This is a genomic window from Paenalcaligenes sp. GW821-LYS-B07-1 (assembly GCF_058803365.1).
This window is the reverse complement of the sequence record NZ_CM179516.1, coordinates 2,339,054-2,352,566: the sequence shown is the minus strand read 5'-3', so window position 1 is coordinate 2,352,566 and position 13,513 is coordinate 2,339,054. Positions and strand designations below refer to the sequence as shown.

Sequence of the window (13,513 nt, the reverse complement as noted above, 5' to 3'; positions counted from 1 at the left end):
CCTGTTAGCGGCTAAAGGCGCGGCGTGGCCAACCACATAATAGGCAGCAGAGCAGGCCGCATAGCAAAATGGTGTGGCCCAACGCTTGATACCAACCTGTGAGTAATAAACCAAACCCTATTAATAGGTAATACATCAGCCCGAATACTGCACCGGCGCTGCCTAACTGCCCGGCGTAGGCCGTGAGGGCTTGACCCAACACATTGGGGATAGCCATGCCAAAGGCAATGACGACTACTGTCATAGGTGCTAAGAGCCACAGCGATTGCTGTAGGGCGAGTACGCCAGCACCACCTGCAACAACTAAGAAAGCGGCTAGAGCTTGTAGTTGGTTGCTGGTGTAATTACGCTGCAAGAGTTGTCGATTTAGCCATGCTCCTAGGGCGGAACCTGCGGCTAAAGCGGCGCCGCTATACCCATACAGGGCCGCGTCTAAGCCGGCGCGTTGAAACAAGAATGGACCAATAGAGTAATAGCTAAGCAAGGCGATATTAAAAGCGGCGACTAATAAGGCGGAGCGCCAAATGTTTAGGTCTATCAACATTGTGCGTAGCGTTTTATAAAACGAGACTCTGGCTTGATTTACTGGGCGGCTTTCAGTGAGTGACACACCACTCCAACTGACAAGTACTATGGCCAAAGTAAGCAGACTGATCATCACGCCACTGTAGCCGAACCAGCGTGTTAGTCCAGCGCCTGTAAATAAACCAATGGCGGGGCTAAGTGCTAATGCCATCCCTACCAATGAAAAAACTTTGGCCAGCTCTGGGCCTTTGTAGTGGTCGCGTAAAATGGTTTGGCTGACGACTGAGCCGGCGGCAGCGCCTATAGCAGCGACGGCTTGTGTTAGTAATAACTGGGTGAAAGAACTCACCATTAAGGCGGCGATTGTGGCGGCGCTGTATAACAACAAGGCTGCCAGCATAGCTGGTCGGCGGCCAATCCTGTCACTCACGAAGCCCCACAGCATAACGCCAGCAGCAAATGCTAGAAAATACACAGTCATGGCTTGCGAGGCGGCTTCGGCAGGCACGTTAAAGGTCTTGCTAAAGTCGGTGAGGGCGGGGCTATACAGTGTTTGTGCTAGTTGTGGAAACATTAGCAACACAATCAATAGCGCGAGGGGGGCTTTGTTTGTGGTCTTCATTTTTTGTGTGAATAAAAAGTAATGACCGTATTGTGAGCATTTTTGGTTTGTCCTATTATCGCTTTAATGACAATTTATAAATGAAATAAGACAAATGGCCTGGTTGCAAGCGGATGATTTTTTTGATGCGGATGCGCATAAGGCTGCTGTGGTAGGTATAGCGGCTACTTTGGGTCAGCATGACTCGGGTGTGCATCAGCACAGGCGAGGGCAGTTGCTCTATGCGCGTAAGGGCTGCATACGTATAACCTTGGCGGATCAGGTGTGCTTGTTGCCTCCGTCGCGTGCGGCGTGGATTCCGCCGTCAACGGCCCACAGGGCAGTAATGAAAGAAGTGGTGGATTATCGCTCGTTGTATTTCTCTGCTGAGTTGAGCTATGCGCTGGGTGCAGAGGTGTGCGTGATAACGGTGAGTCCGTTGTTAGAGGCGGTGCTAGAGCCTATGGCACAGGCGGCTTTTGATCAAGATTGGTCAGAGGGGTACTATGCACATTTGTTGGGTTTGTGTTTGTACGAGATGCGTGAGGCGTCTAGGCAGCCTACGGTATTGCCTTTGCCACGCGATAGACGGTTGAAGGTGCTTGTGGATCAGCCGGAGCGTTTACCACCTGAGTTGCAGGAACTGGAGCGTGAGGTGGGGGCTAGTGCTAGAACCATCAGCCGTATTTTTAGTAAAGAAACCGGCATGAGCTATCAGCAGTGGCGACAGCAGTGGCGGGTGATGCGCGCTATAGAGCTATTGGCTATTGGTAAAAGCTACGGCTATACCGCGACGATGTTGGGCTTTCAGAGTGAAAGCGCTTTCGTGGCATTTTTTAAGGGGATGTTAGGTAGTACGCCCAGAGAGTTTCTGAAAGGGTAGGTGTGGTGATCAAAGTGATAGACGCAAAAAAAGCCCTGTAAAAACAGAGCTTTTTTGTGCCGTAGTAGCTCACGGATACGGGGTGAACCGTACCGAAACAGACTTATTTCAGTCGTGTTTCTTTGTACTCTACGTGTTTACGTACAACTGGATCAAACTTTTTGATCACCATTTTTTCTGGTGTATTACGTTTGTTTTTAGTTGTTGTGTAGAAGTGACCGGTACCCGCTGTGGATTCCAGTTTGATTTTCTCACGAATGCCTTTGGCCATGATGGGCTCCTTTTAATCAGTGCAGGCTAACGCTTAAACGCGTTCGCCACGAGCGCGCAAATCTGCCAATACAGCATCAATGCCGTTTTTGTCGATCAGACGAACAGCTTGAGTGGAGAGACGCAGACGAACCCAACGGTTTTCACTTTCAACCCAGAAACGACGGGATTGCAGGTTTGGAAGAAAACGACGTCTAGTTTTGTTGTTAGCGTGTGAAACATTGTTGCCCGACATTGGGCCTTTTCCGGTAACTCGGCATACGCGTGCCATGGTAATACCCCTTAAGAGTCTAATTCGGCTACCGCACCATAAGCCAGTCAAAAATAAGAGATGCTGAACTGTTAGTAACGCGGTTTAAGCACTTCAAAGCCCAAACAAAAACTGCAGGACTAATAAAATCGTTCTAAAGCAGAATATTCTAATATGAATAAAGCTGCTAAATCAAGTTTCGGGATTGAGTCTGTGAGCGATGCGGCTTGAAAGCCACGACAAAGAGGCACAGCACGCCAATACGCTCACCATTGGGAGCACATTTTCGCTATGCCAGAGGCTCATGGACAAACCTGCTAATGCACCGCCCATCATTTGCAGTGTGCCCATGCAGGCAGAAGCAATGCCTAAGCGGTGCCCTTGTTTATTGAGGGCTAGGGCTGAAGCGTTGGGGTAGATGAAGCCCAAGCTCGCCATAAAGCCCATCAAGCAGAACATGAGGCTATACAAATTGATCCAGCCCACCAGCGTGAGAGCAAGTGAAATAAAAATAAAGCCCACTAATGTGTTTTCGGCAGCCAACAACAACTGTGATGGTGTATAGCGGCTCAGTAACCGTGCGCTGAATTGCGATGCAATGATGAATGACAGCGCATTCAAGCCAAACAGCAGACCAAAATAGGCGGGGTCTATATTCATCTGACTGATAAAGACACGCGCTGAGCCGCTGATGTAGGCGAACATGCTGGCTGAACCCAGGGCCGCAGCAAGGCTGTAGAAGATAAAGCTACGATCACCTAATAGCTCTACATAGGTACGTACGATGAATCCAGGGCGTAGTGGGTTGACTCGATCAGGTGTCAGGCTTTCTTTCAGGCTAACAATAGTCGCAATGCATAGGCACAGGCTGGCAACGCCCATCAGTACAAAAATTAGTGACCAACTGCCCAAACGTAGTAACTGCCCACCAATAATGGGTGCCAAGATAGGCATGGCTCCCATCACGAGCATAATCATGGAGAGTGCCTTGGCGGCATCACGGGTTTCAAATTTGTCGCGAATAATGGCGCGTGGGATAGCCATACCGGCTGCACCGCCAAAGGCCTGTACGATGCGCCACATGCTGAGTTCCTCGATGGATGTGCTGAGGGCGCAGCCAAATGATGCTAGAGAAAACAGGGTAACCCCAAAAACCAAAGGGATTTTTCTGCCAAATCTATCGGCTACGGGGCCATAGATTAGTTGTGCACAGGCAATGCCAATCAGATAGCTAGCAAGTGTGCGTTCTACATCGCCTTCCGTGGTGTTCAAGTCACGCGCAATAGAAGGAAATGCGGGTAAATACATGTCAATGGCTAGGGGACCAAGGGCTGTAAGCAATCCTAGTAATATCAACCACTTAGGTATGTTTTTGTTGAGACTTGATCGAGATGATGCTGCAGGCATGTAGGTAGGCTTGAGGGGGGGAGAGAGAGAAATAGATACCAATGAATGAGAGCACAAAAGCAGAGTTAGGTGCTACAGTAATTCTGCATAAATGCTGCGGCCAAGTGTAGCACGAGGCTGTAGTGTTCGAGGCGCCATAGAGGTAGCAGGCGTAACGCATTCTTCAGTTAAACACAGAACTTGGGAGGCGGGTTTGAGCTCTATTTCAGAGATGGTTGAGTCAAAACTGGCAAAGTTGCCAGTGGTGGTTAATCTTACGTTGCCAGATGGCAGCAGAGTGGGGCCAGAAGACGCACAGTTGGCTCTGCATGTGAAAGATATGGCCACTTTAGCGTTGTTATCGGCGGGGCAGGTTGGCAGCCTGGGTGAGGCATATGTGGAAGGTACCTTTGATTTCAAAGGCTCCATTCGTGATCTGATGATAGCTGCGGCAGCTATTTTGCCTGATACCCCTATTAATCAAGCTAAAGCTGGTGCATTCACAGGGTTAATCAGTCGCTTACGTTCCATTTGGCGACACACGCTTGAGCGCGATGCCAAGCAGATACAGTTTCACTACGATTTATCCGATGATTTTTATGGATTGTGGCTAGATCCACGGCGTGTGTATTCGTGTGCTTACTATAAAGAGCAGGATTTCACGTTAGCACAAGCACAAGAAGCAAAGCTGGATCATATTTGCCGCAAATTGAAATTGCAGTCTGGAGAGCAATTTCTAGATGTGGGGGCTGGCTGGGGTGGTCTACTGTTGTGGGCAGCGGAACATTACGATGTAGATGCCACAGGTATTACCTTATCTAAGAACCAGCATGCGTACGTAAACAAGCTGATAGAACAAAAGGGCTTGGGTGGCAGGGTACGTATGGAGCTGTTGGACTACCGCAAGTTGGTAGGTTCCAGACAGTTCGATAAGATAGCGTCCGTGGGCATGTTTGAACACGTGGGTAGGGCGCAGTTGGGCGGCTACTTTTCCACGTTGCGCAGCTTGTTAAAGCCCGGCGGCCTGATACTGAATCATGGTATTACCTCGGGTGGGGTAGAGCACGATCAGCTCGGTGCAGGTATGGGCGATTTCATCGAGAAATACATTTTCCCCGGTGGTGAGCTTACTCACATTAGTTATGTGCTGCGTTATTTAGCAGAAGGTGGCTTAGAAGATCTAGACGTAGAAAACCTACGCCCACATTACGCCCGAACATTGTGGGCATGGAGTAGTGCGCTAGAAGAGCAACTAAATGAAGCCAGTACGATTTTAGCGGGTGAGCAGGGCTTGAAATCATTGCGTGCATACCGTGTGTATTTGGCAGGATGTGCGATGGGGTTTGAGCACGGCTGGATTGCTCTGCATCAGGTGTTGGCGCAACATACGCCTACAGGGCGAGCCGATGAGTTGGATAATCCAGCTGATTTGGCATACCCATGGCGTAGAGACTATATCTACAAGTAATCAGTAACCTTTCTTCTATTGCGTACAGTGGAAGGGTAGTGGATATAGTGCAAGGCAATGCATCAAAAAAGCCCCACTTGGGATAACCAAGATGGGGCTTTTTTTACGTGCTTGAGTTTAGAAGCGAGTGGTTAGACCAACAAAGTAGACGCGGTCGCCGTTGTCGTAGTTGTTGTCACCTTCTAACGTGCTCTTACCGGTTAGGTTCAGCACGCCAGCGCGCAAGGTCAGGTCTTTGCTGACGTTGTAGTGCGTGGTCCAGTCAAATGTAGTGTAGCCACCCGCGAAGGTTGGGCCACCACGAGCACCAGGGGCTGGCATGGTTAACTGCTTACCAATGTATTGAGCGCTGAAGTTGGTGGACCATTTGTCCGTGATGCGCCAATTGATATTGGAGTTCACGGTCATTTTAGGTACTACCAACAAATCGTTGCCTGTGGTCAGGTTCTTGGATTCGAACATGCGTGTCAGGTTGGTGTTCCAGCTCAAATTAGGCAGGATAGGCATTCTGACGCTGGCTTCCAAACCTCGTGTTCTGGCTTTTTGTGCATTTTCCATGCGAGTTAGCCAGTAACCATTAATGTAGCCCAATGGCTGGTAGTCAATTTTATTTTTGAAGTCGGTATGGAAGTACGTGGCTTCAGCGGCCCAACCTTCATAGTCGTAGCCAATGTTCAGCTCGTAGTTGGTGCTGGTTTCGGGTGATAAGTTGGCATTACCAATCATGTAGCAACCGCGAGATCCATCCGCGTTGGTGCTGCTAGAGTTCCAGCCCATACCGGCTAGGCCTCGGCAACCGTTACCACCAGATTGCGTGGCAGCATTAGGAGAGCTTTCTTTCAGGTTGGGGGCGCGGAAGCCTCGGGATACACCACCTTTAACAGTCCAGTTGGACGTTGGGTGATACACCAGATAGCCACGAGGAGACCAGTGCGAGCCGAACTTTGAGTCATGGTCTAAACGTAAGCCCATGGTCATGGTCAGGTTATCTAACAAGTACGATTGGCTTTCTGCAAAGGCAGACCAGTTGTTGCGATTGAGTTTTGACGAGCTATTCGTGACTACACCGCTAGAGCCGCCAATAGTATCGGCGTTATCCAATTCTTCGCGTTTCCATTGGAAGCCGGTGGTGAGTAGACCATCTACGCCCAGCGTGTAGGGAATATCCACGCTGCCATCAAAAACAGTTTCGCTGGAGTTGCTACCAACCGAGCTACCTTTATTTTCGTATTTATTGTGGTAAAGGTTCAGTTTTGATGAGTACTGGCCATAGGTACCGTTATGACTTAAGCCGTAGTAAGTGTGTACCAGTTTGGATGAACCCCATGCATTGACTACAGGGTTGCCATTAGCATTGGTTTCAGAGGACGCCAGTGAGCGCTGTACACCTTGCGCTGCTTCAACAGAAATGGATTGGTTGTCTGTGATGTCCCAGTTCAACAATACGTTGGCATTTTGTTTACGGCTACCGGAAGAGCCACCTGCTAGATCGTCGGCCGAACGACGAGACACACTACCGCCCACACGTAGACCTAGACTTTCACTGATAGGGCCGCTTAAGTTCATGCCCAGTTTAAATTCATCACCACGTTTGGAACTGTCGGGTTTGCTGTAGTCGCTAGAAGCACTACCGCTCCACACTTTAGAGGTTTTTCTGGTGATGATATTGATCACACCACCCATGGCGTCAGAGCCGTACAACGACGACATAGGGCCACGCACCACTTCGATGCGCTCAATCATTTCGGGGGTGATCCAGTCTATATCTTGCTGGCCTAAGTCTGGACGATAGTTGGTATGGGCAGAAGAGCCTTGGCGCTTACCATCCACCAGAATCAGAGTGTAGGCCTCGGGCAGGCCGCGCAATTTGATCTTGGATTGTGCGCCAGTAGAGGCATAACCGCCGGTCACGCCGGGTAGGGTGCTCAGTATTTCAGCAAGTGACGATACAGGTTTGCGCTCAATTTCCTCGCGGGTAATCACGCTGATACTGGCTGGGGCGTCTTTAATATCAACGTCGGTACCTGTGGCTGTCACCACAATGTTGTTTAACTGGCTGACGGTTGCTTCCTGCTTAGTCTCCTCGGTTTCTGCTATCGCTGTTTGGGCATAGAGCTGGGTAGTGCCTAATGCGGTGGCTCCTAATAGGGCGAAACGAAGCAGTTGCCTCACGGTGTTGGGTGTGAGAGCAAGAGTAGGGTGTGACATTTGATTAACTTCCCTGTTGATAGATTTCTGTATTAATTTGTGACCCAGATTCTATTAACATGAAAATACAAATGCAAATCGTTTTCATTCACAGTTGTTTTTTATCTCCTTTAAGGTGGGAGGGCTATCGTCTCTTTTCCACTACTAATTTACGAATTATTCTCATTATTGTTACGAATACTAAGTTCTTGATTTGAATTGGTAATGAGAATGGGTATCATTAGTTCCGCTGTAAGAGAAACGCTGCCAGAAGAGCAGAAGGCCAACAGCAAAGGCTAAACACAGAAAAAAATTGGAAGTGGTCAATGAAATCTATATTTACCGTCAAGCGTTTGCCGCTACTTGTGGCTGGTGTATTTGTTGCCAGCGGAGCTGTGGCTCAAGAAAACCGTACTGTTCAACTGAATTCCGTCGTGGTGACGGCTACTGGTTTTGAGCAGGATATTAAGGAAGCACCGGCTTCCATTTCTGTGATCACCCGTGAAGACTTGGAAAACAAGTTTTATCGTGATGCTTACGATGCGCTGCAGGATGTGCCTGGCGTGATCGTGACCGGTGGTGGTGATAGACGCGATATCAGCATTCGCGGTATGAGCTCTAAATACACGCTGATCTTGATTGACGGTAAACGTCAAAGCTCTACTGAAACACGTACTAACTCGGATTCTTCAGGTGTAGAGGGCGGTTGGACTCCACCGTTGTCAGAGATTGAGCGTATTGAAGTGGTGCGTGGCCCTATGTCGTCGTTGTACGGCTCTGATGCCATGGGGGGGGTGATCAACATCATTACTCGTAAAGTACCAGAGCAGTGGGGCGGTTCTATCCGTTTGGATACTACTTTGCAATCGCACAGCCGTTCAGGCGATATCAACCAAGGTAACTTTACGGTAGGCGGCCCTATTCAAGAGGGCTTGCTAGGCTTGCAAATGTACGGTCAGTACACACACCGTGACGAAGATAATATCTACAACGGTTACCGCAAACGTAATGCCTACGAAGTGGGTGCGAAGCTGAGCTTTACGCCATCAGCCAATCACAGTTTTGTATTGGAAGGCAGTTCTAAACGCCAGCAGTACAACAACACACTGGGCAAAACTGTAGACCCAACAACGCCTTGCGGTCGTAACGGTTGCCCTAGCAGCTCTGAAACCGATTACCGTGGTGAGAAGGCCTCGCTGACACATAATGGTGACTGGGGTTTTGCTACATCGGATAGCTATGTGCAGCAAGAGGACTTCAACAATAAGTCTCGCTCTATGCGCATCAAAAACACCGATGCTCGTACGTCGTGGGTAGTTCCGCTGGGTGATCACCTGCTGACAGTAGGTGGTATGTATCAGTACCAGAAACTGACCGATAAAACCGGTAACCAGTTGAAGACCGGCATCCAGAAAATTGATCGTACACAGTGGGCATTGTTTGTAGAAGACGAATGGAGCTTAACCAACAGCTTTGCGCTGACTGGTGGCTTGCGCTTTGATCACGATGAAAACTTTGGCGAGCACTTCAGTCCACGTATTTATGGCGTGTGGTCTGTGAATGATTTCTGGACAGTAAAAGGTGGTGTATCCACTGGTTTCCGTGCCCCAGACCTGCGTCAAACTGTAGCAGGTTGGGGACAGGTTAGCCGTGGTGGCAACATGTACGGTAACCCGGACTTGAAAGCTGAGAAATCGGTATCTCAAGAGTTGTCGGTGATGTATGACACCTTGGAAGGTTTCTCCGCTGGTGCGACTCTGTTTAATAATGATTTCAAAGACAAGATCACCCGTGTAGCGTGTCCAGCTACCAAATGTACAGATGGTCCTAATCAGTTTGGTTCAGACCCCACCACTTACGAGAACGTAGATAAAGCGATTACTCGTGGTATTGAAACCAACTTCAGCTGGGATATGGCTGAGGACTGGACTCTGAAAGGTACGTATACCTTCACCCACTCCAAACAGAAGAGCGGTCCTAACGAAGGTCAGCCTCTGAACCAATTGCCTAAACATATGGCGAGCGTGAGTGTGGATTGGACGCCAACAGAGCAAATCAATACATGGGCGCGCTTGAACTACCGTGGTAAAGAAAGCCAGCCGGTGTTGACCGCTTCATCGTCTGATTTCAGAGCACCGTCCTACACCTTTGTGGATCTGGGTGCGAGCTACAAGTTGAACAAAAACGTAGATTTGTACGCCGGTATTTATAACGTGTTTGATAAACAAGTGACCTATGATGACTATGAGTACGTAGAAGATGGTCGCCGTTACTGGTTAGGTTTAGGCGTACGTTTCTAAGTACGACAAGGCCAAGACAACAAAAGGCATGCAGAGTTTGCATGCCTTTTTGTTTTAATTTGTAAGCTGAGCAGTAAGCGTTATTTTCTGCAAAAGCGGCTTGTCATATAGGTGTGAGCTTCGTATGATCGCAGCGGGACGTTTTTTTGCGTTATAGGTGGAGTATGAAAACAGTCTTCATTGTTATAGGGGCTGCGGTAGTAGCCTATTTGTTGGCCAAGGGTTTATGGGCCGTTTTTAATAAAAAACATAAGTAAGTAGGGATTGATAATGAGTATCCAGGCGAAATCTGGGAAGGTGTTGGGCTTTCTCGGTGTGGTGGCAGTGTTGTTTGTCGTTGTGATGTTGGTAGCCTTTGATGCCTTCTTTCAGGTGGACCAGGGTGAGCGTGGTGTAGTGCTGCGTAACGGGAAAATTGTGAATGTGGCTGAACCAGGTCTAGGGTTTAAGACTCCAATATTGGATTCTGTGCGCTTTATTTCTGTACGTGATCACAACGTAACCATGCCACTGGAAGCCTACTCATTTGACCAGCAGCCCGCCAATATGAAGGTTTCCGTTACCTATCGTGTACCTGTTGATCGTGTGGCTGACTTGTACAGTGAGTACGGCACGCTGGAAAACTTACAGGCTCGTGTGATTGAACGTCGTACTCCGGATGCGGCTAAAAACGTATTCGGTAAATTCACAGCGGCACGTGCTATTCAGGAACGTGAGAAGCTAGGCGTAGAAACTGTGCAAGCAGTGTCTGCCGTGATGCGTGACGCGCCTGTGCAAGTGGTGGGTGTGCAAGTGGAAGAGGTAGGTTTCTCTAAAGCCTACGAACAGTCTATTGAGCAGCGTATGTTGGCGCAGGTGCAAATTGAAACCACACGCCAGCAAGAACAAACTGCAGAAATTCAAGCCAACATTCGTGTAGTGCAAGCCAGAGCAGAAGCTGATGCACAACGTGAACATGCTAAGGCTGAAGCAGACTCCATCCGTATGCGCGGTGATGCAGAAGCGGAAGCGATTGAAGCTCGTGGCCGTGCGTTGGCCGCGAACCGTGGCTTGGTGGATTTGATTGCTGCAGAAAAATGGGATGGCGCCTTGCCAACTACACAAGTACCAGGCTCTGCCTTGCCATTTATTGGTGTGAGATAAGCGGTAACAGAGTAATCGCACCTACTGTGTGGGTGTGAGTAGGTGGGAGTAATGCAAACGTTAAGGCGTGGCATTACTCCCATTTTTTATGGATGCAGGATGTAGCGTAAGTGATTATTAAAAAAGCATGGTTATGAGAATTATTATCATTTATAATATTTGATAGAGGTGTATGTACCTGGATTTTTGATATAGCTAAAGGAAGTTTATGTTTGTCGCATCATCCGTGCGTAGTCTGCCGCGTCAATGGTTGTGTAGCACAGCATTTGTGTTATGTGGTGTTTTTTCTCAACCAGCATTGGCGGTAACTCCCGCACCGATGCCTGGCCCAGAGTATGCGTTGCAAGTGGGGTATTTGCAGGATGCTGGTGAAGGTTTGTATGAAGTGCAGGTGAATCCTGAAAACTCGCTGGTGATGACTGCTGTGATAGATAGAGCCAAAGCGAGTGACGATTTGGGCTTTGTGTATGCGTTTGATATACAGACTATGGAGCCTCGTTGGAAAACAGCGATGCCTCACCAGTCTTTTTCATTGGCACAAGATACTGCCAATCATAAGCTGTTCGTCGGACACGGTAAGAACAAGCCTTTGCGTATCAGCCGCATCAATGTGGTAACGGGTGAGTTAGAGCAAACTGGCGAGCGCTTGAAAGTACAACCTGAAGGTTTTGAAGGTACCGAAGGTTTGCGCCACATGGTGTATGTGCCAGAAGCGAATGCTCTGTTTGTGGTGTACAGCTCTACTAGCTCAGAACAAACCGGCAAACAGAAAACACATAAGTTGTTGGTGGTGGATCCACAAAGCTTAGAAGTAATCGGTGAAGTGGAAGGTGCATATCCTTCTACAGGTTATGCCTTGTCTTACGACCCAGCAGAGAAAATGCTGTACACCGCTGGGCAATTCATCAACAAGATTGATCCTATTAGTCGCAAAGTAGTGGGCTCAGTGGATGTGACAAAAGCTGATCCAGCTATTACTAATATTCTGGGTTTGGCGGTAGACAGTGCCAATAACCGCGTATTTGCAGCGCACAATATCTTCCGCTCTGAAGGCGAGGATGATGGCGTGTATGTGTTTGATTTGAAAACTGGCAAACAATTGGCGTTTGTGCGCACTGGCCGTGGCAGTATCAGCATCAGTTACGACCCTATTCGCGACCAAGCATATGTGGCGAATTTCCGTGCGGGTACTATTAGTGTGATCAACGGCAAAGACTACCAAGTGAGCCGTCAATTTACGATAGGGCCACTGCCTAATGAAATGGCTTTGGATAGCGATAACAACCAGTTGTTTGTGGGGCTGAAAGAAGTGTATAGCCCTAACTCGTCTACAGGTGATTTTGTAGCGGGTGCTAAAGAGCGTTTACTCAAAGTGAACTTGCCTGTTCGTTGATGTAAGTAAAGGCCCCGATCGTGAACTCCCACGCGGGGCCTTATTTTTGATTAACGTATTTCAGTCGTCGCAGCAAAAACATCCGGGCTACGGTAGCGTTCAATCACGTCTTCTAGCGTTTCATCGCTGCCACCTTTACGTATCAACCAGTAGTTCAACGCCGACATCTTAATAAGAAAATCTTTACAGTGTTGTCGTGCTTGGCTAGTAGCGTGGTAGGCAATTCCCAGCACTTGAGCCTTCATCAGATTGGGATCTGTATAGAAGTGCTGTAGCAAATTCGTGTGTACTTGAGAGAGCAAGCTGGCGTGTTCTCCAAAGTCTTTTTTACTAATGTGCTGCCAATACAGGTCTTCTTTACCCGCAGGGATGAAAGAATCTACCCACTGCCTATAGTCGGTATCTGTCAAAATCGAGAGTACCATTTGGCGCAAAACATCTTGATCTGCTGACTCAATAGGGTGCTCGTGGCAGTAAGTGGCTAAGGTACAAACCTCATCCAGCAACGCCATATGGCTGGCGTTTAGGTGGTTATAGCTATGCATTAATTGTGCTAACCCCTCTCTGAACTCAGTAATCTGCTTTTGTCCATCCTCAATGCTGTCTAGTAACGGCGTGATTTGATAGTTGTAGGCACAAATTGTGTGGAAGAAATCACTAATGTTGCTCGAAGTGTTTTTGAGTGACAGCTTTAACGTGTCTAGGTATTCAGGACGGTTTTCCAGCATGGCAGATAGCTTTTCTGTGCCACGACTGGTCGCGTTATGCAGTGGTGAGGCCTGCATCACAATCTGCTTGATGTATAGCGTAGAGAGCGTGCCCAGCGCTGCTTGAAACTCATTCACAGTGACAGCGCGTACAGACTCATCTAGCTGTCTACGCTTTGTCTCTCTGTTCTTCAGCCGCTGATTAATCAAGAAGGTAATCGCGGATGCAAGAATGGCCAAGCTGGTGGCGATATCAACGCCCAACTGTAGGGATGTGATTTGCATAGTGGGAAATAGGGCAGCTACTGTGCCAAGATTAAAAAAACAGGTCGCGGAAAGAAGAAGGTTTTAAATCTGCGACCTGTTTTTGTCAAGAAAAGAGCCTCAAAGGCTAACTGAC

General features: G+C 48.5%; 11 protein-coding genes. 5 read left to right on the top strand and 6 right to left on the bottom strand.

Features of this window, described 5'->3' with window-relative positions; genetic code table 11:
• Positions 1-4: 4 nt before the first annotated feature.
• Positions 5-1,099, bottom strand: coding sequence for an MFS transporter (locus tag AC3QL0_RS11270; RefSeq protein WP_493008566.1), 1,095 nt, complete (start codon positions 1,097-1,099; stop codon positions 5-7).
• A gap of 142 nt (positions 1,100-1,241) precedes the next feature.
• On the opposite strand from AC3QL0_RS11270, the gene AC3QL0_RS11265 reads away from it, so the two are divergent.
• Positions 1,242-2,009, top strand: coding sequence for an AraC family transcriptional regulator (locus tag AC3QL0_RS11265; protein WP_493008565.1), 768 nt, complete (start codon positions 1,242-1,244; stop codon positions 2,007-2,009).
• A 103-nt stretch (positions 2,010-2,112) separates the two neighbouring features.
• Here AC3QL0_RS11265 and rpmG read toward each other — a convergent pair whose 3' ends face one another.
• From rpmG to AC3QL0_RS11250, 3 genes are all read right to left on the bottom strand, one after another.
• Positions 2,113-2,280 carry a 50S ribosomal protein L33 gene (rpmG, locus tag AC3QL0_RS11260; RefSeq protein ID WP_135865097.1) on the bottom strand — a complete coding sequence of 56 codons (168 nt, stop codon included), beginning with the start codon at positions 2,278-2,280 and terminating at the stop codon, positions 2,113-2,115.
• Between the two features lie 33 nt (positions 2,281-2,313).
• Complete coding sequence (gene rpmB / locus AC3QL0_RS11255; RefSeq protein ID WP_135865095.1) at positions 2,314-2,550, bottom strand: 50S ribosomal protein L28; 237 nt, start codon at positions 2,548-2,550, stop codon at positions 2,314-2,316.
• A gap of 171 nt (positions 2,551-2,721) precedes the next feature.
• Complete coding sequence (locus AC3QL0_RS11250) at positions 2,722-3,936, bottom strand: multidrug effflux MFS transporter (protein WP_493008564.1); 1,215 nt, start codon at positions 3,934-3,936, stop codon at positions 2,722-2,724.
• Between the two features lie 193 nt (positions 3,937-4,129).
• Between AC3QL0_RS11250 and AC3QL0_RS11245 the strand changes: the two genes are divergently transcribed.
• Positions 4,130-5,383: a class I SAM-dependent methyltransferase gene (locus tag AC3QL0_RS11245; protein ID WP_493008563.1), complete on the top strand. Its 1,254-nt coding sequence runs from the start codon at positions 4,130-4,132 to the stop codon at positions 5,381-5,383.
• 117 nt (positions 5,384-5,500) lie between these two features.
• Here AC3QL0_RS11245 and AC3QL0_RS11240 read toward each other — a convergent pair whose 3' ends face one another.
• Positions 5,501-7,591 carry a TonB-dependent receptor domain-containing protein gene (locus AC3QL0_RS11240; RefSeq protein WP_493008562.1) on the bottom strand — a complete coding sequence of 697 codons (2,091 nt, stop codon included), beginning with the start codon at positions 7,589-7,591 and terminating at the stop codon, positions 5,501-5,503.
• Positions 7,592-7,896: 305 nt separating this feature from the next.
• Between AC3QL0_RS11240 and AC3QL0_RS11235 the strand changes: the two genes are divergently transcribed.
• The 3 genes from AC3QL0_RS11235 to AC3QL0_RS11225 all read left to right on the top strand — a co-directional run bounded on the left by AC3QL0_RS11235 (position 7,897) and on the right by AC3QL0_RS11225 (position 12,406).
• Complete coding sequence (locus AC3QL0_RS11235; protein WP_493008561.1) at positions 7,897-9,870, top strand: ligand-gated channel protein; 1,974 nt, start codon at positions 7,897-7,899, stop codon at positions 9,868-9,870.
• A gap of 270 nt (positions 9,871-10,140) precedes the next feature.
• On the top strand, positions 10,141-11,013 hold the full coding sequence (locus tag AC3QL0_RS11230; RefSeq protein WP_135866811.1) for a prohibitin family protein: 873 nt from the start codon (positions 10,141-10,143) through the stop codon (positions 11,011-11,013).
• 208 nt (positions 11,014-11,221) lie between these two features.
• Entirely contained in the window at positions 11,222-12,406 is a 1,185-nt protein-coding gene (locus AC3QL0_RS11225; RefSeq protein ID WP_493008560.1) for a YncE family protein, read from the top strand.
• A 50-nt stretch (positions 12,407-12,456) separates the two neighbouring features.
• On the opposite strand, the gene AC3QL0_RS11220 is transcribed toward AC3QL0_RS11225, so the two are convergent.
• On the bottom strand, positions 12,457-13,398 hold the full coding sequence (locus tag AC3QL0_RS11220) for a hypothetical protein (RefSeq protein ID WP_493008559.1): 942 nt from the start codon (positions 13,396-13,398) through the stop codon (positions 12,457-12,459).
• Between the last annotated feature and the right edge of the window lie 115 nt (positions 13,399-13,513).

Excerpts from the sequence above, each read along its gene's own strand:
- AC3QL0_RS11265 (WP_493008565.1), top strand. The coding sequence starts at position 1,242 with ATGGCCTGGTTGCAAGCGGATGATTTTTTTGATGCGGATGCGCATAAG.
- rpmG (WP_135865097.1), bottom strand. The coding sequence starts at position 2,280 with ATGGCCAAAGGCATTCGTGAGAAAATCAAACTGGAATCCACAGCGGGT.
- AC3QL0_RS11250 (WP_493008564.1), bottom strand. The coding sequence starts at position 3,936 with ATGCCTGCAGCATCATCTCGATCAAGTCTCAACAAAAACATACCTAAG.
- AC3QL0_RS11225 (WP_493008560.1), top strand. The coding sequence starts at position 11,222 with ATGTTTGTCGCATCATCCGTGCGTAGTCTGCCGCGTCAATGGTTGTGT.
- AC3QL0_RS11270 (WP_493008566.1), bottom strand. The coding sequence starts at position 1,099 with ATGTTTCCACAACTAGCACAAACACTGTATAGCCCCGCCCTCACCGAC.
- AC3QL0_RS11220 (WP_493008559.1), bottom strand. The coding sequence starts at position 13,398 with ATGCAAATCACATCCCTACAGTTGGGCGTTGATATCGCCACCAGCTTG.
- AC3QL0_RS11240 (WP_493008562.1), bottom strand. The coding sequence starts at position 7,591 with ATGTCACACCCTACTCTTGCTCTCACACCCAACACCGTGAGGCAACTG.
- AC3QL0_RS11230 (WP_135866811.1), top strand. The coding sequence starts at position 10,141 with ATGAGTATCCAGGCGAAATCTGGGAAGGTGTTGGGCTTTCTCGGTGTG.
- rpmB (WP_135865095.1), bottom strand. The coding sequence starts at position 2,550 with ATGGCACGCGTATGCCGAGTTACCGGAAAAGGCCCAATGTCGGGCAAC.
- AC3QL0_RS11235 (WP_493008561.1), top strand. The coding sequence starts at position 7,897 with ATGAAATCTATATTTACCGTCAAGCGTTTGCCGCTACTTGTGGCTGGT.